Here is a 14,993-nt window from a genome sequence, read left to right as displayed (position 1 = left end):
GCGAGGGAGATAAGGCATAGCCGCTGTCCCGATAACCAGCTATATTCGGCACAGCTTGTACGAAATTTAGGACAATGGCGGCCGAACTCAACGATCTCCAGGCATTCATGGCCGTGGCCCGCGCCGGCGGCTTTCGCGAAGCAGCTCGCGCCACGGCCGGCAGCGCGTCAGCGCTCAGCGAAGCCATCCGCCGTCTGGAAACCCAACTCGGTGTTAGGCTCTTCAACCGCACCACGCGCAGCGTTGCTTTGACCGAAGCTGGTGCCAGCCTGCTGGCGCGGCTCGGCCCCGCATTGGGCGAGGTAGAAGCTGCGCTCGATGTGGTGAACGGCTTTCGCGACCGGCCCGCCGGAACCTTGCGTCTCAACGTGCCGATAAGCGCCTCGCGGCTGGTGCTGCCCAAAATCGTTCCGCGATTTCTCGCGGCCTATCCCGCCATTCGCCTGGAGGTGATCGCCGAGGAGAACTTTGTCGATGTGCTGGTGGCCGGCTGCGACGCCGGAATCCGCTATGACGAGCGGCTGGAGCAGGACATGATCGCGGTGCCGATCGGACCGCGCGCGCAGCGCTTCACGACCTCCGCCGCGCCGTCCTACCTTGACCGGCACGGTCGGCCGCAGCACCCGCGCGACCTGCTTGGCCATGCCTGCGTGCGCGGCCGCTTCCCGAGCGGGGTCATGACGCCTTGGGAGTTCGAGCGGGACGGCGAGGTGGTGCGGGTCGATCCCACGGGGCCGTTGGTCGTCAGCATCGGTGGTGGCGTCGATCTCGCTGTCGATGCGGCGATCGCCGGCCTCGGCATCCTTTGGCTCTTCGAGGACTGGGTGCGCCCGTATTTCGACAGCGGCGTTCTGGAACCTGTGCTCCAGCCCTGGTGGCAAAGCTTCTCGGGGCCGTTTCTTTATTACCCTGGCCGGCGCTTGGTGCCGGCACCGCTGCGCGCGTTCATCGACTACATAAAAACGCCGGCCGGGCACTGGTGACGGAAACAAAAAAGCCGCCCGGAGGCGGCCTTTTCGAAAGCTGGGGACCCGTAGCGCTTAGCGCTTCGAGAACTGGAAGCTGCGGCGCGCCTTGGCCTTGCCGTATTTCTTGCGCTCGACCACGCGGCTGTCGCGGGTGAGAAAGCCGCCCTTCTTGAGCACCGAACGCAGGCCCGGCTCGTAATAGGTCAGCGCCTTGGAGATGCCGTGACGCACGGCGCCCGCCTGGCCGGAAAGACCGCCGCCGATGACGGTGGCGACGATGTCGTACTGGCCGGCGCGGTTGGCGGCGACGATCGGCTGGTTGAGGATCATCTGCAGCACGGGACGCGCGAAATAGGTCGCGAATTCCTTGTCGTTGACGATGATCTTGCCGGAGCCCGGCTTCACCCAGACGCGCGCGATGGCGTTCTTGCGCTTGCCGGTAGCATAGGCGCGGCCCGACTTGTCGAGCTTCTGGACGTGGACAGGCGCGGCCGGCTGCGCGGCGGTCGTGACAGTCCCGAGTTCTGCGAGCGAGGAAAGCTCAGCCATTACGAGGCCCTCTTGTTCTTGGAGTTCAGCTTGGCCACGTCGAGCGTGACGGGCTGCTGGGCCGCGTGCGGATGCTCAGTGCCTGCATAGACGCGGAGATTCTTCATCTGGCGGCGGCCAAGCGGGCCGCGCGGGATCATGCGTTCGACAGCCTTCTCGACGACGCGCTCGGGGAAGCGGCCCTCGAGCAGCTGGCGCGCGGTGCGCTCCTTGATGCCGCCGGGATGGCCGGTGTGCCAGTAATAGACCTTGTCGGTGTACTTCTTGCCGGTGAACACCACCTTGTCGGCATTGATGACGATTACATTGTCGCCATCATCGACATGCGGGGTGAAAGTGGGCTTGTGCTTGCCGCGCAGATGGTTGGCGATGACAGTGGCAAGGCGGCCGACGACGAGACCCTCGGCGTCGATCAGCACCCACTTCTTCACCACATCCGCAGGCTTCTGCGAAAAGGTAGCCATGTTTTGCTCTCAGGTTGACCGTCCTGTCCGCGAACGGCAGGAACAGGCGTTTTTTGTTGCTTGAATTGACGGAGAGGCCAAGCCGTCCGGCAATAACAAAACGGCGGCCCTTGCGGCCGCTGTTTCGTGACGGCTTATAGGCGAGGGTGCCGGATGCGTCAAGCCAAGCGGAAACTCTATTGGCGCTGAAAATAAAGCAAAAACAATCAATTGGCGAAACGGTATTATTTTACCTCATCCATTCGCTTCGGCGGGATCGAATAGGTCCCTGTGGCGTGGGCCACCGTGTGCCGGTCGGGCCCGGCGACGATGTCGATGTCGAAGACCATCAGGCTCTTTCCGAGCTTAAGGATACGGCAATGGCCGTCAATCGGTCCGGCCTCGGCCTTGCGCATGAAGTTGATATTGAGATTGGTCGTCACCGAAAGCGCATCCGGCCCGGCATGGCTGAGCACGCACACATAGCCGCCAATGTCGGCAAGCGTGAACAGCGCGGGACCCGAGACGGTGCCGCCGGGGCGCAGATGGCGCTGGTCGGCATTGAGCCGCACCGTGCAGCCGCCCGGAAACACTTCCAGCGCCTCATAGAAGGAGAACTGGTCGTTGAGCTGCGGATAGACGTTTGCCATCACCGCGTTGACTTCGGCCGCGGTCAGCACCGGCTTGAGATTGCTTTGAGCGGGCATGCGCGATTCCTATATACGGGAAGTTCCAGGCGGCGCGCCTGGACCAAACGGTGCCACGGAGAAAACACGTCTCGCGGCTGTTCTTCAATCGGCAGCATGTTAGTTCTGTTGCTCCATAACCCGGGACCGCTGATCGAGAGGTTCAAAAATGGCCGAAGTCCTCACCATCAAGCCCGCCGTCGCCGACGGCCCGGTTCTTGTCAGCCAAGACAAGGGCGTGCTGCGCCTCACTCTTGCAAGCCCGCCGGCCAACGCGCTGTCGCTGGCGACGATGGCGGCGCTGCAGGCCGAGTTCGACCGCGTGAAGGACAACAAATCCGTACGCGTCATCATCCTGGCAGCGTCAGGCAAAGTGTTTTGCGCCGGCCACGACCTCAAGGAAATGACGGCGCACCGCGCAGAACCGGATCGCGGCCGCGCCTTCTTCGAAAAGATCTTTGTCGCCTGCGCAAAGCTGATGCAGACCATCGTGCGCCATCCGAGGCCGGTGATCGCCGAGGTCGACGGTTTGGCTACCGCGGCCGGACTGCAGCTTGTCGCGAGCTGCGACCTCGCCATCGCCTCGCACGAAGCGACCTTCTGCACGCCCGGCGTCAATATCGGCCTGTTCTGCTCGACGCCGATGGTTGCGCTGTCGCGCAACGCCTCGCGCAAGCAAGCGATGGAAATGCTTCTCACCGGCGAGACGATCGATGCGGCGACGGCCAAGGAGTTCGGTCTCGTCAACCGGATCGTGCCGCGCGAATATCTGAATCAGGTTGTCAACAAATACGCGCAAACCATTGCTTCAAAATCGTCTTTGGTGGTCAAGACCGGCAAGGAGGCGTTCTACGCCCAGGCCGAAATGGGGCTGGCCGACGCCTACGCCTATACCGGCCGCGTGATGGTGGAAAACATGCTGGCGCGCGACGCCGAGGAAGGCATCGCCGCCTTCATCGGCAAGCGCAAGCCGGAATGGGCCGACGAATAATTGACCCGAGAATGCAGCGCGCTTTTTTATGATTGAAGGTCCGACGTGGCTGCCCGCAAGCAAGTGACGCGGCTGAAAGCGCCCTATCTCAAGCGCATTCTGCTTGACTCTTCGCGCGTCGCGGATTGGGACGGATATCCATGGAGCCTGCCGATCTTCCGGGATCGCGAGTTCGAGTTCGAATTCACGTCGGCCATCACCATCATCATTGGCGAGAACGGCACCGGCAAATCGACGCTGCTCGAAGCCATCGGCGCGCTGGCCGGCTATGACGAGGCCGGCGGCGGCAAAGGTTATATGCCCGTCGACCACTCAGGCGCCATCGACAAGAGTGGTGCTGCACTTGCCGCTGCGCTGCGCTGCCATTGGCTGCCGAAGGTCACCGCGGGCTGGTTCTTCCGGGCGGAGTCCTTTTACTCCGTGGCTCGTTATCTTGACCAGGCGGCGCTGGAGTCCGGCGGAGCGCCGCCGGACTTCCTGTCATGGTCGCATGGCGAAGGGTTCATCCGCTTCTTCGAGGAACGCTGCCGACGACAGGGCATCTACATCCTCGACGAGCCCGAAAGCGCGCTCTCGCCGACGCGCCAGATCGAGTTGCTGAAGCTGCTTCAGCGCATGGAGCGGTCCGGCACCGCGCAGGTGATCATGGCGACGCACTCTCCGTTGCTGATGGCCTGCCCGAACGCGCGGCTCTTCCGCATCAGCCGCATCGGCCTCGATCTGATTAATTTTCAGGACACCGATCATTTTCGCATGATGCGTGACTTCTGCAGCGATCCGGCTGCCTTTCTCGCCGATGCGCTGTATGAGGACGAGCCATGAATCACGACGCCTACGACAACAGCTACATTGCCGGCATTCTGAACTCGGTGAAGACCATTGCCATGGTCGGCGCCTCGCCCAACGACGTGCGGCCAAGCTATTTCGTGCTGAAATATCTGCTGGCCAAGGGTTTTTCGGTGTTGCCGATCAATCCCGGTCATGCCGGCAAGCAGATCCTTGGACAGACGGTCTATGCCAGCCTGGCCGACCTGCCGCATCCGGTCGATATGATCGACATTTTTCGCGGCTCGGCCGCTGTCCCTGGCATCGTCGAGCAGGTACTGAAGCTCGATCCGCTGCCGAAGGTCGTTTGGATGCAGCTAGGTGTTCGCCATGACGAGGCCGCCGCGCGCGCCGAGGCAGCCGGCATCAAGGTGGTCATGAACCGCTGTCCCAAGATCGAATATGGCAAGCTGTCGGGCGAGATCGGCTGGACCGGCGTCAACTCCGGCGTGCTGTCGTCGAAGAAGCCATTGATGCGCAAGGGTTTCCAGAGTTTTGGCGTGCGCCAGAAATAGACGGACAACCAGGCGCGCAAAATTATTCCGGGAAGAAATGGATTTTCCCGGGCGTTCGCCGCAGATCGCACGCCGAAAGGTATTTTGTTCTTTGCATTCACGACCGCGCTTGGCCAAGAATGCCCGGCGATTTTCGCAAGTTTGAGAGGGAGGCTTCGATGACCCGTACGCCCGGTTTCAACACGCTCGCCGTCCATGCCGGCGCCAAGCCGGACCCGGCGACCGGCGCGCGCGCCACGCCGATCTATCAGACCACCTCCTATGTCTTCGATGACGCCGACCACGCCGCCTCGCTGTTCGGGCTGAAGGCCTTCGGCAACATCTATACCCGCATCATGAACCCGACGCAGGCGGTTCTCGAGGAGCGTCTCGCCGCGCTCGAAAGTGGCACTGCCGCGCTGGCCGTCGCCTCCGGCCACGCCGCCCAGGTCATCGTCTTCCACAATCTGATGCGGCCGGGTGACAATTTCGTATCTGCCACAAAGCTTTATGGCGGCTCCATCAACCAATTCGGCCACGCCTTCAAGAATTATGGCTGGGAGGTCCGCTGGGCCGATACCAACGATCCATCGACCTTTGAGAGCCAAATCGACGACAACACCAGGGCGATCTTCATCGAAAGCCTCGCCAATCCGGGCGGCATCTTCGTCGACATCGAGAAGATCGGCGACATCGCTCGCAGGCACGGCCTGCCGCTGATCGTCGACAACACGCTGGCCTCGCCCTATCTCGTGCGGCCGATCGAGCATGGCGCCGACATCGTGGTGCATTCGCTGACCAAGTTCATCGGCGGCCACGGCAATTCGATCGGCGGCGCCATCGTCGACGGCGGCACCTTCGATTGGTCGAAGTCGGGCAAATACCCGATGCTGTCGGAGCCTCGCCCTGAATATGGCGGCCTCGTCCTGCACGAGACTTTCGGCAACTTCGCCTTTGCCATTGCCGCGCGCGTGCTCGGCCTGCGCGACCTCGGCCCGGCGATCTCGCCCTTCAACGCCTTCCTGATCCTGACCGGCCTGGAAACCTTGCCGCTCAGGATGCAGCGTCATTGCGACAACGCCGCGAGCGTCGCCGCCTGGCTTTCCAACCATCCAAAAGTCGCCTGGGTGAACTATCCCGGACTGCCGAGCGACAAGAACAATGCGCTGCAGAAGAAATACTCGCCGCAGGGTGCCGGCGCCGTTTTCACCTTTGGCCTCAAGGCCGGCTACGAGGCCGGCGTCAAGTTCGTCGAGGCGCTGGAACTGTTCTCGCACCTCGCCAATGTTGGCGACACCAAGTCGCTGGTCATTCACCCGGCCTCGACCACGCACCGGCAACTGTCCGACGAGCAGAAGGTAAAGGCCGGTGCCGGCCCGGACACGGTCCGCCTGTCGATCGGCATCGAGGACGTCAACGACATCGTCGCCGACCTCGAACAGGCGCTGAGCAAGGTCTGAGCACGATGTCCGCCTTTCTCGCGGTTGATCCCGAAACTGTCGAGCCGGAGGCCGGCGCGCCGGCCCCGGAACGCTTGATCTCCGGCGATCCGAAATTCCGCACCTGGAATGTCGAGGAGCGGGACGGCAGCCTTTATGCCGGCATCTGGGAAGCGACGCCGGGCAAGTGGCGCATCGTCTATGACGAATGGGAATTCTGCCACATCCTGTCCGGCGTCTCGGTGATCGCCGAAGACGGCGGCGACGCGCGCACGGTCAAGGCCGGCGACAGTTTTGTGCTGCGGCCGGGTTTCAAAGGGACCTGGGAAGTGGTGGAGACGACTCGCAAGGAATATGTGATCAAGCTGTGAAGCGCGCTTGCCGGGCTGTTAGAGCAGCCGGTCGACATCCGCTTCGGAGAAACCGAATCCGGCCATCAGGTCGCGGTGCCACCGGCTTCCAAGCAGGTCGCCCAGACAATCATCCACACGCCGCCTCAACGCGTCGTTGCCTTTGGCGACCGCAAACGCGCCGGCGGCGGGCAGCCGTTCGGACGCGGGAACGTCAATGACATCGGCCAGAGCAGCCGGTCGCCGCGCGATGTAGCCGCGATGCGCCATGGCGACGCTGGCATAGGCCTGCACCATGCCGGTAGCCACCGCCTCCGCCGCTTGGGCCTGCGTGGTGAACACACTGATCCGCTCCGGCGGCACGCCATTCTGCAGGGCCGTCCGATGCTGGATCTGGTTCGATATCACGCCAAGCCTCGCGGAGGGGTGGCCTGCAAGAGAGCGATAGCCTTCAAGGTCGAGCGGGTTGCCCTTGGCGACCATCAAGCCGTCCGGCAGCGACCAGATCGGGCGACTGAAGTCCACCAGCTTGCTGCGCTCTTCCGAGATGAACAGGCCGGTGGTCATGTCCCAGCGGCCGTCGGCCAGTCCCGGCAGTAACTCGGCGAATCCAGTCTCGACGGGCGTGAAAGCCGTCGTTTCGGACATCGCGAAGATCTTCTCGGCCAGCATCGCGTCGCAGCCGCCGACTTTCCCGGATGCATCGGTGAAGCAGAAGGGCGGTTCCTGCAGAAAGGCGAATCTCATTTTCAGATCTTCGGATTTTTGCGGCTCAGAAGCGCACCGAGAGCGCTTCCAATCCATGAAAATGATAGGTGTCGCGGAAGCGCGGCTCTTCCGTCAGGCCTAGATCCGGCAGCCGGTCGAACAGCGTCTTCAGCGACACCTGCAACTCCAGCCTGGCCAGCGGCGCGCCGATGCAGAAGTGGATGCCGGCGCCGAACGACACGTTCTTCTGGTCCGTCCGCGCCGGGTTGAATGTGGCCGGTCCGGCGAAAGCCAGCGGGTCGTGATTGGCCATGCCGAGCAGCAGCGCCACCGTCTCTCCGGGCTTGAGCAAAATGCCCGGAGCAGCTTCCATCTCTTCATAGGCATAGCGCAGGAACATGTGCAGCGGCGCATCGTAGCGCAGGCATTCCTCGACCGTGGCGGCATTGGCCTCCGGTGTTGCAAAGAAGCGGCGCCCATCGCCGCCCTGCGCGAGGATCGTTCTCACGGCATTTCCGGTCTGGTGCACAGTCGCTTCGTGCCCTGCGTTGAGCAGAAGGATAGCTGAGGAAACCAGCTCGTCCTCCGAGAGCTTCTGGCCGTTGTCCTGGGCCTCGATCAGCAGCGAAAGCAGATCGTCGTCGGGTCTCTTGCGCCGCTCGGCGACATAGCCGCGCAGGAAAGCCGCGAAATCGTGCGCGGCGCGGTTGGCCGTCTCCTCGGTCTCGCGCGTGCGGCCGTGCATGTACATGGCGACCATCTGATGCGACCAGTCGAGCAGTTGCGGCCCCATCTCGACCGGAACGCCGAGCATCTCGGCGATGATGGTGATCGGCAAGGGCGAGGCGTAAGCGGGCAGAAGATCGACGGAGCCCGGCTCGAAGCGGTCGATCAGCTCATTGGCCAGAGCCTCGATGCGCGGCCGCAGCCGCTCGACCTGGCGCGAGACGAAGGCCCGATTGACCAGTGTCCGCAACCTCGTGTGCACCGGCGGCTCGAGCTCAAGCATCGAATTGGCTTCGATGGCGTCGAAGGCGGTCAGGTGCGAACGGTCGTCGCCAACTCCGCGGCTGTCGGGAATGCCGGCCGGGTTCTGGCGGCCGAAGCGACGATCGCGAAGCAGGCGGTTGACGTCGTCGAAGCCGCCGAAACACCAAAAACCGTAATTCTCCCAGAAGAAGGCGTTCGAAGCGCCGTGCAAGAAGGCGTAGCCCTCATACGGGTTCTGCACAAAGGCCGGTTCATGCGGGTCGAGGCGCAGGCGGCGGCTGACGGGGTCGAACGTGAGATAGGGTGGCATCATGTTCGACCAATAGCGCGCCTTGCCGGCCCGATGCCAGACCGCATCGCCGAGCCGGTCGTGCCGATATATTGAGCCAGGCTGGCCGCTGGAGAGGAAGAGCGGGTGGCGCGCCCATGGCTCCGGCGCAGCGCTTCAGCGTCCCGTTTTCAGGATACCGGCCACCTTGGTGGCGATCGCGGCATCGAGCACCTGCCAGTTCCCGAGCAACTCGCGCGGGAAGCGGTAGGTGAGGCTGAGATCGTCGCCGACCTGGATGTCGCGCTCGCAGGGGGCCAGCGATTCCTCGGCACTTGGACCGCTCAGGCAGCGGGCGACGAACGGGTCTTTGCCGGGGCGGTCGGCGACCGCCAGGACCTCGTTGAGATAGCCCGATTTCTCGGCGAAGCCGTAGAGCGTCGTCCCGCCCGGGCCGGGTGTGCCCGGCTTGACGATCAGGGCGCTGTAGATCGGCGCGAAACGGCCGCTCATGTCGCGCGACATCATCCGCGGCTCGAATGACAGGAAGATGATCTTCCTGGTCGTGGTGTGGTTGAAGTCGCCGCGCGCGGCGGTGCTGTAGCCGTCCATTTCAGGATAGCGCAGATAAAGGTCGAGGCGCGAGGCGTTTCCGTCGCGCCTGGCCTGGTCGAAGCGGATGAAGTTGGCCGGCACACTGATCACATTGTTGCCCATGACGACCTGGCGCACGGTCGTGTCGTCGGTGTAGCCGGCCATGGCGATCGACCGGCCGAGCCATTTGCCGCCGAGACTGATAACCACCGAAAGCAGGGCGAGCGCCGCGAAGACATAGAAGACCCGCTTCATCAAGGTCGAGTCGACAACCTCGAATTCCTCCGCGGCGGCTGCCTCTCTCATCGCAATTCCCCGATCCGCTCACCTGTCCTCAGGTGGCACAACTAGCGCGGCATGGCTCTTGCAGCGCGTCGGCACGACTGTGCGGTCTCATGGTAAACGGTTGGTAAAGATGGATCTCATGCTGCTCCCTCTCTACGCTTTTGCGGTCGGCCTGACGGCTTGCGGCCTCGCCGGCTCGGCGATGGAAATCGTCTGCGGTGGCCGGCTGGCCTTCGCCGAACCCTATGTCACGCCTGCCCATATTGTGCGCTCGCTCGCGGTGACCGCCTGCGCCGGCCCGTTCATGCTCACCAATGATGCTCTGGCTGCGCGGCGCGAGGGACGCATCGGCACGCTGGCGCTGCTTTCCTGCGGCTGCACGGCGATTGCGTGGGCACTGGCGCTCGGCATCGTGCTGATCACCATTGCTTCCTGGGCAACGGGTCTCCTAAGCTCCGCCGAATTCTCGGCTTGAAACGAATCGGAGAAAAGATGCCGATCTATGCGATCGACGGGAAGGCGCCCCGGTTCGAAGACGCCGAAACCAATTGGGTGGCCCCCGACGCCACGCTGATCGGCGATATCGCGATAGGCCGCAATGCCGGCTTCTGGTTCGGCGTCGTCATCCGCGGCGACGGTGAAACGATCACCATCGGCGCCGACACCAATGTGCAGGAACATACGGTCATGCACACCGATCCGGGCTATCCGCTCAGCATCGGGCAGGGCTGCACGATCGGTCATCGCGCGCTGCTGCATGGCTGCACGGTCGGCGACAACAGCCTGATCGGCATGGGCGCCATCGTTCTCAACGGCGCGAGGATCGGCAAGAATTCGCTGGTCGGCGCCGGCGCCTTGGTGACCGAAAACAAGGTTTTCCCGGACAATTCGCTGATCGTCGGCTCGCCCGCCAAGGTGATAAGGGTGCTGGATGACGCGGCAATCGAGAGGCTGCGGGTCTCGGCCGCGCACTATGTCGCCAACGGCAGGCGCTTCAAGACCGGATTGAAGGAACTCTGAGAGCGGTTCAGTCCGCCGCTTCGCCGGCGACCTTATCAACTGCGTCGGGACATCGCCTCACGCAGTAGCGACGCCCCCGCTTCGAAACCGGCGCGGTCTGCACCTTCCAGGGCGGTTTCACAATCATCGATGCGCGTCCTGAGCGACGGATCCGCGCCCGACGCCAGCAGCAGGCGGATTGCCTCGGCGTCGCGCTGCGCCACGGCGTAATGCAGAGGCGTCCAGTCGTTGACCCCGCGCATGTTCGGGTCGGCGCCCTGCTCGAGCAGGATCTGGATAAGCTGCAGCCTGTCCGGCCGCTCGGTGGATAGCGCGGCGATGATCGACGGGAAGCCGGCGGGATCCTCGTAATTCGGATTCGAGCCTGCATCAAGCAGCGTGACGATGAAGCCGGCCGGGCTCCAATAGACGCGTATTCCAAGGGATGGCCGAGGCCGAGCTCGAACGGCATCCTCTCGTCGTACCATTGCGCGGAGCCGCCGAGCGCCTTGCCAAGCCCATCGAAATCGCCCGCCTTGAAGGCGTCGTCTATCGCCTTGAACAGCTTGGCGCGCTCGCAGCGGTCGTCAGGGATTTCCAGCATCGCCGTCCATCCAAAAATAAACGGCCATAGTGCTCCGGTCTGCCGTTACGAGAAAGGCCCGCAGGCGGCGGCAAAAAAAGCGGAGCCGGCCCGGGGACAGGGCCGGCTCCTAAAACCCGGTCGTTGGGGACGGGGAGGGTGGGGACTCGACCGGGCTTTTTCCAGGCACGCCGTATGAATGCGGCGTGCTTAATCTCTTCGTGTTGCCCCAAAAGCCCTGCGCATCTTGGGGCAGCATGCATTGGGATCCTAGCGGACGCTGGCGACCGCGTCCTCGCGGCCGTCGTTGATCGAAACCCAAACGCCTGAATTCTCTGTCGATTGACGTTTGAGGTAGGTGTAGACCGTGTCGTTCCAGGCGAGCACTTTCGGCTCGAGATTGTCGAGGATGAACTCGCCGAGGCTGGTGCGCACCGTCAGCACCGCGTGGCCGTCGCCGTTCGGCTGGCGCACGACCGTCATCAAAAGGTCGCCGGCGGGGACACCGGCGGCCATTAATTCGCGGCGCTTCTCCAACGCGAAGTCCTCGCAGTCGCCGAAACCGTTGTCGGGATAGGCCCAGTATTCCTCGACCCCGTAGATCTCCATATCGGTACGTGGCTTGACGCGGGTGTTGACCGAATTGTTGACCTTGATCATCGTCGCCCACAGCTTGCGGGTCAGCTCGACAGGAGACCCATTCGGCGTCCTCTCATTGCATTCGATGGGGATACGCTGGCAGAGTTCATAATGGCCGACGGGCTGGGTGGTGCGGCCACCCGTATGCATGAACAGCGGTCCCGCGCTTGCCGTGCCCCAGGCGGAAAGCTGCATCGCCATTGCCAAGAGCAACAGCTTGCCCCTCGTCATTTTCATTATGGTAGTCTCCCCGTTTGAGAGAGACTGTGCCACGTTGGGATTTATTTGACGCAAAAACCGGAAGTAGAGATTGAGTAAAACGCCCGTAGATTAAATATAAAATTTGAACTATCTCGACTGCGGATTGTTGAGAATCTAAACCGGCCGCCGCACCCGGATCACGTGGCGTCTCGACATGCCGCCCGGCTGCTAGAAGGCCCTGATCCGGCCAACAAAAAACCGGCCGCTGGAGGCCGGTTGGATGCATGTCCGCATTCTAAGCGGTCAGGACCGCGGCGCGTTGAATTCCGAATCCAAGGTTTCCGGCCGCTGGATGACGGCAAACTCAATGGCGACGCCGTCCTCGAAGTGACGCACGACCTGGCCGCGCATCGTTCCCAGCATGACCTGCACGCCGATTGCTGGTTTGACGTCGATCTCGATCGCCGCGCCCGAGAGCGACAGGTCGATGATGCGGCACTGATACTGTCGCCCGTCGGTGAGCTGCAGCACGCTCATCGGATTGCGCGGCGCGACGCGCTCGTGGCGGCGGTCTTCCGGCAGGTCGAGCTCATGCTTGTTCGCAAGCCAGGTGAGCTGCGCGGCGAGCTTGTCCTTCTTGCGGTCCGAAGCGATGACGGTCATCGCGAAACCGTCCTGCGAGGTGCGCGTCACGATGCCTTCGATGCGACCGATGTGATCGATATAGGCAATGACCTTTTCCCCCGGCATGCCGACGCGATCGGTGCGCAAGGCGACATTGCCTGGCGACATGTCTATCACCTGGCACGCGTGTTCCGTGCGGTCCTCCAGCATGAAGCGTCCGTAGATTTTCACCCGGACACGCTGAAAATTGCGCCGCTCCACACGGGACGGCGCAAATTCCGCCGCTGACCTCATGACTGCCTACACCCCGTTGGCATTCCGCGCGACGTGCGAGGAATTTCACCGGAAAAAGCTACAGCAAAGCAGGTTAACAAACGGGAAAAAGCCGGCCCAAATGGGTTGGGGGCGGACGCCCACGCAAGGCAAAGGCCTGGACCAGATCGGGGCAAAATCTCGCGATCCGCTCTACTCGTTGCGCCCGCCGTCGAAGACGACGAGATGCCGTATCCGGCGTACGCGGCCGAGCGCCGAAATGGTCTCGGGCGCGTCGAACTCCGTCGGCACGAGCGACGGAACATCGATCGCCGGCCGGTTCTTTAGGAACATCGGGTCCTTGTCGGGATCGATGACCCGAATCGCGTCGATCAGGGCGTCCGCCAGCGGGTCGGCACCAAGCCAGAACGGCCGATCCGCGGCGCTAACGATGCCGAGGCAGCGAGGGCTCTCGACGCCGCCATCGAGCGGCAGCGCCAGCAGCTCGAACTTGCTGGAACGACCGTTTCGGCTGAATCCTTCATAGGTCAGAAGCAGCACCGATTTCTGGTCGAAGACGCCGTGGATGAGACGCGACATAAGCCGCTGGTCCTTCTCGCGCCAGAGCGAGGGGAAGGAAAACCCTTTGAGCTCGCGGCCGTAATAGGCGCAGAGCCTGGTGCCGGCCAGCCGGAACACGGCTTCCGCGCGTGTGTCGCGCTCCAGGATGAACGTATCGGCCAGGAGCGTCTTGATGTCCGCCGGCTCCACTTCCGAGCGTTTCGGAGCCGGGCGGCCATCACGCAGCCGGTTCCAATATTGGAACAGCGCGATTGATCCGTTCTGATTCATTTCCATTCCGCTCCGGCAATCTGTCTTTCTTGTTGTCCCATCGGCGAACAGACAGGGCGCCCTCCGATGACCTTCATGCGGTGCGGAGCAGGATGCGTGCCAGCATCGTTAACGTTTGTTCACGTCTCGGGGTCGTTAAGGTTAACAAGTGGTTTACGTTGCGCGCCGACCGGGCCTGTGGCATGTCAAAAACCACTCCAAAACGGTCGTTTCAGCAGCGATCGGCAGCGCTTCAGTCAGTTTTCGGGGAGCAGGGGACTCGACCGGCCGTTCAGGGAAACCTGGACGGCTTTCTTTTGATTCGCAGCGTCGCCGATCCAGGCGCTATCCGATTTCAGCTTGGGGCGATTCGCGGTTTGTGATTCGATCCGGCGTGAACTACATGCTTCGGCCGAAATCGAGTCTCCAGCCAGCTGCGAAGAGGCCATGAGCGAACCGGTAACACCGACCGAATCCGAATTGCAACCAGACGACGAGGCGCCGGAGCCGCGCCGCGAGCCGGTGTTCAACTTGCCGCCGGTTGTGCTGGCGGTGATGGGGATCTGCGCGATCGTCTTCCTGCTGGAGCGATATGTGCTGAACGACGACCAGCAAATGATGCTGCTCTACGACGGAGCCTTCATTCCGGTGCTCTACACCGGCCGATACGGCTTCGACTGGTTCCTGTTCACGCGCCCCTTCACCTATGCTTTCATGCATGGGGGCCTCGCTCACATTGCCGTCAACATGGTCTGGCTTGCCGCTTTCGGCTCACCGCTCGCCAATCGTTTCGGCGCGGCCCGATTTGCGGTGTTCTACGCCGTGACCGGGCTGGCTTCGGTCGCGCTGTTCTGGGCCATGCACCCTTATGGCGAGATGCCGCTGGTCGGCGCTTCCGGCGCGATCTCGGGCATGATGGGAGCTGCGGCGCGCTACGGCTTCCGGATCGATCGCTCGTCAGGCCAGGCGGCCTTCGCCGGCGAGCCGTTGCCGATCGCAATCGTGCTGCGTTCGCGCGGCGTCATGACCTTCCTCGGCGTCTGGATGGTGATCAACCTCGCCACCGGCCTTCTCGGCTTTGCGCCGGGGATCGAGGGACAGATCGCCTGGGAAGCCCATATCGGCGGCTTTGTCGCCGGCTTTTTCGGCGTGCGCTTTTTCGATCGGCCCCAGCCGCCCGAGTAGCACTGCGGCGCACTTGAAATGCAACCAATCACGGCGCACCATGTTCACCGGAACGTGAATGCCGGTCAGGGCAGGAGCCGGCGGGCAAG

19 protein-coding genes are annotated in these 14,993 nt (G+C 62.9%); 9 read left to right on the top strand and 10 right to left on the bottom strand.

What is annotated here, in order from left to right; genetic code table 11:
* Window positions 1-74: 74 nt before the first annotated feature.
* Window positions 75-983: a LysR family transcriptional regulator gene (locus EJ078_RS01090; protein ID WP_127403812.1), complete on the top strand. Its 909-nt coding sequence runs from the start codon at window positions 75-77 to the stop codon at window positions 981-983.
* Between the two features lie 57 nt (window positions 984-1,040).
* On the opposite strand, the gene rpsI is transcribed toward EJ078_RS01090, so the two are convergent.
* The 3 genes from rpsI to EJ078_RS01075 all read right to left on the bottom strand — a co-directional run bounded on the left by rpsI (window position 1,041) and on the right by EJ078_RS01075 (window position 2,667).
* Entirely contained in the window at window positions 1,041-1,517 is a 477-nt protein-coding gene (rpsI, locus tag EJ078_RS01085; protein ID WP_066989448.1) for a 30S ribosomal protein S9, read from the bottom strand.
* Window positions 1,517-1,981: a 50S ribosomal protein L13 gene (gene rplM, locus EJ078_RS01080; protein WP_066989450.1), complete on the bottom strand. Its 465-nt coding sequence runs from the start codon at window positions 1,979-1,981 to the stop codon at window positions 1,517-1,519. Before rplM ends, rpsI begins: the two co-directional genes overlap by 1 nt.
* 224 nt (window positions 1,982-2,205) lie before the next feature.
* Window positions 2,206-2,667, bottom strand: a complete 462-nt coding sequence (locus EJ078_RS01075; RefSeq protein ID WP_127403811.1) for a PaaI family thioesterase — start codon at window positions 2,665-2,667, stop codon at window positions 2,206-2,208.
* A 148-nt stretch (window positions 2,668-2,815) separates the two neighbouring features.
* Here EJ078_RS01075 and EJ078_RS01070 point away from each other — a divergent pair, with 148 nt between their 5' ends.
* From EJ078_RS01070 to EJ078_RS01050, 5 genes are all read left to right on the top strand, one after another.
* On the top strand, window positions 2,816-3,637 hold the full coding sequence (locus tag EJ078_RS01070; RefSeq protein ID WP_127403810.1) for an enoyl-CoA hydratase: 822 nt from the start codon (window positions 2,816-2,818) through the stop codon (window positions 3,635-3,637).
* 45 nt (window positions 3,638-3,682) lie between these two features.
* On the top strand, window positions 3,683-4,459 hold the full coding sequence (locus EJ078_RS01065; RefSeq protein WP_128294547.1) for an AAA family ATPase: 777 nt from the start codon (window positions 3,683-3,685) through the stop codon (window positions 4,457-4,459).
* Window positions 4,456-4,977, top strand: coding sequence for a CoA-binding protein (locus tag EJ078_RS01060; protein ID WP_066989458.1), 522 nt, complete (start codon window positions 4,456-4,458; stop codon window positions 4,975-4,977). The genes EJ078_RS01065 and EJ078_RS01060 overlap by 4 nt, the downstream gene beginning before the upstream one ends.
* 158 nt (window positions 4,978-5,135) lie before the next feature.
* Window positions 5,136-6,416 carry an O-acetylhomoserine aminocarboxypropyltransferase gene (locus EJ078_RS01055; RefSeq protein WP_127403808.1) on the top strand — a complete coding sequence of 427 codons (1,281 nt, stop codon included), beginning with the start codon at window positions 5,136-5,138 and terminating at the stop codon, window positions 6,414-6,416.
* A 5-nt stretch (window positions 6,417-6,421) separates the two neighbouring features.
* Entirely contained in the window at window positions 6,422-6,766 is a 345-nt protein-coding gene (locus EJ078_RS01050) for a cupin domain-containing protein (RefSeq protein ID WP_095824721.1), read from the top strand.
* Window positions 6,767-6,784: 18 nt separating this feature from the next.
* Here EJ078_RS01050 and EJ078_RS01045 read toward each other — a convergent pair whose 3' ends face one another.
* The 3 genes from EJ078_RS01045 to EJ078_RS01035 all read right to left on the bottom strand — a co-directional run bounded on the left by EJ078_RS01045 (window position 6,785) and on the right by EJ078_RS01035 (window position 9,611).
* Window positions 6,785-7,549 carry a transporter substrate-binding domain-containing protein gene (locus EJ078_RS01045; RefSeq protein ID WP_127403807.1) on the bottom strand — a complete coding sequence of 255 codons (765 nt, stop codon included), beginning with the start codon at window positions 7,547-7,549 and terminating at the stop codon, window positions 6,785-6,787.
* Window positions 7,518-8,756 (bottom strand): cytochrome P450, encoded by a 1,239-nt coding sequence (locus tag EJ078_RS01040; RefSeq protein ID WP_127217230.1) that lies wholly within the window; start codon window positions 8,754-8,756, stop codon window positions 7,518-7,520. Before EJ078_RS01040 ends, EJ078_RS01045 begins: the two co-directional genes overlap by 32 nt.
* A gap of 132 nt (window positions 8,757-8,888) precedes the next feature.
* Entirely contained in the window at window positions 8,889-9,611 is a 723-nt protein-coding gene (locus tag EJ078_RS01035) for a hypothetical protein (RefSeq protein ID WP_127403806.1), read from the bottom strand.
* 109 nt (window positions 9,612-9,720) lie between these two features.
* Between EJ078_RS01035 and EJ078_RS01030 the strand changes: the two genes are divergently transcribed.
* Both EJ078_RS01030 and EJ078_RS01025 read left to right on the top strand, forming a co-directional pair.
* The gene (locus tag EJ078_RS01030) at window positions 9,721-10,065 is read left to right on the top strand and encodes a hypothetical protein (protein ID WP_095801299.1); all 345 of its coding nucleotides are present in this window, start codon (window positions 9,721-9,723) and stop codon (window positions 10,063-10,065) included.
* Between the two features lie 17 nt (window positions 10,066-10,082).
* The gene (locus tag EJ078_RS01025; protein WP_067330137.1) at window positions 10,083-10,610 is read left to right on the top strand and encodes a gamma carbonic anhydrase family protein; all 528 of its coding nucleotides are present in this window, start codon (window positions 10,083-10,085) and stop codon (window positions 10,608-10,610) included.
* Between the two features lie 35 nt (window positions 10,611-10,645).
* On the opposite strand, the gene EJ078_RS01020 is transcribed toward EJ078_RS01025, so the two are convergent.
* The 4 genes from EJ078_RS01020 to EJ078_RS01005 form a co-directional block, all read right to left on the bottom strand.
* Window positions 10,646-11,077, bottom strand: coding sequence for an ankyrin repeat domain-containing protein (locus EJ078_RS01020; RefSeq protein WP_245459042.1), 432 nt, complete (start codon window positions 11,075-11,077; stop codon window positions 10,646-10,648).
* Window positions 11,078-11,442: 365 nt separating this feature from the next.
* On the bottom strand, window positions 11,443-12,048 hold the full coding sequence (locus EJ078_RS01015) for a transglutaminase-like cysteine peptidase (RefSeq protein WP_127217008.1): 606 nt from the start codon (window positions 12,046-12,048) through the stop codon (window positions 11,443-11,445).
* A 267-nt stretch (window positions 12,049-12,315) separates the two neighbouring features.
* A complete protein-coding gene (locus EJ078_RS01010) occupies window positions 12,316-12,930 on the bottom strand; it encodes a PilZ domain-containing protein (RefSeq protein ID WP_067321610.1) in 615 nt (204 codons plus the stop codon).
* Between the two features lie 171 nt (window positions 12,931-13,101).
* Window positions 13,102-13,740, bottom strand: a complete 639-nt coding sequence (locus EJ078_RS01005; protein WP_067321654.1) for a PAS domain-containing protein — start codon at window positions 13,738-13,740, stop codon at window positions 13,102-13,104.
* Window positions 13,741-14,166: 426 nt separating this feature from the next.
* Here EJ078_RS01005 and EJ078_RS01000 point away from each other — a divergent pair, with 426 nt between their 5' ends.
* Window positions 14,167-14,904 carry a rhomboid family intramembrane serine protease gene (locus tag EJ078_RS01000; RefSeq protein ID WP_127217009.1) on the top strand — a complete coding sequence of 246 codons (738 nt, stop codon included), beginning with the start codon at window positions 14,167-14,169 and terminating at the stop codon, window positions 14,902-14,904.
* Window positions 14,905-14,993 lie beyond the last annotated feature (89 nt).

The organism is Mesorhizobium sp. M1A.F.Ca.IN.022.06.1.1 (assembly GCF_003952605.1).
Classification (GTDB): Bacteria; Pseudomonadota; Alphaproteobacteria; order Rhizobiales; family Rhizobiaceae; genus Mesorhizobium.
This window is presented reverse-complemented; position numbering and strand designations above follow the sequence as displayed.

Excerpts from the sequence above, each read along its gene's own strand:
- EJ078_RS01090 (WP_127403812.1), top strand. The coding sequence starts at position 75 with ATGGCGGCCGAACTCAACGATCTCCAGGCATTCATGGCCGTGGCCCGC.
- rpsI (WP_066989448.1), bottom strand. The coding sequence starts at position 1,517 with ATGGCTGAGCTTTCCTCGCTCGCAGAACTCGGGACTGTCACGACCGCC.
- rplM (WP_066989450.1), bottom strand. The coding sequence starts at position 1,981 with ATGGCTACCTTTTCGCAGAAGCCTGCGGATGTGGTGAAGAAGTGGGTG.
- EJ078_RS01075 (WP_127403811.1), bottom strand. The coding sequence starts at position 2,667 with ATGCCCGCTCAAAGCAATCTCAAGCCGGTGCTGACCGCGGCCGAAGTC.
- EJ078_RS01070 (WP_127403810.1), top strand. The coding sequence starts at position 2,816 with ATGGCCGAAGTCCTCACCATCAAGCCCGCCGTCGCCGACGGCCCGGTT.
- EJ078_RS01060 (WP_066989458.1), top strand. The coding sequence starts at position 4,456 with ATGAATCACGACGCCTACGACAACAGCTACATTGCCGGCATTCTGAAC.
- EJ078_RS01055 (WP_127403808.1), top strand. The coding sequence starts at position 5,136 with ATGACCCGTACGCCCGGTTTCAACACGCTCGCCGTCCATGCCGGCGCC.
- EJ078_RS01050 (WP_095824721.1), top strand. The coding sequence starts at position 6,422 with ATGTCCGCCTTTCTCGCGGTTGATCCCGAAACTGTCGAGCCGGAGGCC.
- EJ078_RS01045 (WP_127403807.1), bottom strand. The coding sequence starts at position 7,549 with ATGGATTGGAAGCGCTCTCGGTGCGCTTCTGAGCCGCAAAAATCCGAA.
- EJ078_RS01040 (WP_127217230.1), bottom strand. The coding sequence starts at position 8,756 with ATGATGCCACCCTATCTCACGTTCGACCCCGTCAGCCGCCGCCTGCGC.
- EJ078_RS01035 (WP_127403806.1), bottom strand. The coding sequence starts at position 9,611 with ATGAGAGAGGCAGCCGCCGCGGAGGAATTCGAGGTTGTCGACTCGACC.
- EJ078_RS01030 (WP_095801299.1), top strand. The coding sequence starts at position 9,721 with ATGGATCTCATGCTGCTCCCTCTCTACGCTTTTGCGGTCGGCCTGACG.
- EJ078_RS01025 (WP_067330137.1), top strand. The coding sequence starts at position 10,083 with ATGCCGATCTATGCGATCGACGGGAAGGCGCCCCGGTTCGAAGACGCC.
- EJ078_RS01020 (WP_245459042.1), bottom strand. The coding sequence starts at position 11,077 with ATGGTACGACGAGAGGATGCCGTTCGAGCTCGGCCTCGGCCATCCCTT.
- EJ078_RS01015 (WP_127217008.1), bottom strand. The coding sequence starts at position 12,048 with ATGAAAATGACGAGGGGCAAGCTGTTGCTCTTGGCAATGGCGATGCAG.
- EJ078_RS01010 (WP_067321610.1), bottom strand. The coding sequence starts at position 12,930 with ATGAGGTCAGCGGCGGAATTTGCGCCGTCCCGTGTGGAGCGGCGCAAT.
- EJ078_RS01005 (WP_067321654.1), bottom strand. The coding sequence starts at position 13,740 with ATGAATCAGAACGGATCAATCGCGCTGTTCCAATATTGGAACCGGCTG.
- EJ078_RS01000 (WP_127217009.1), top strand. The coding sequence starts at position 14,167 with ATGAGCGAACCGGTAACACCGACCGAATCCGAATTGCAACCAGACGAC.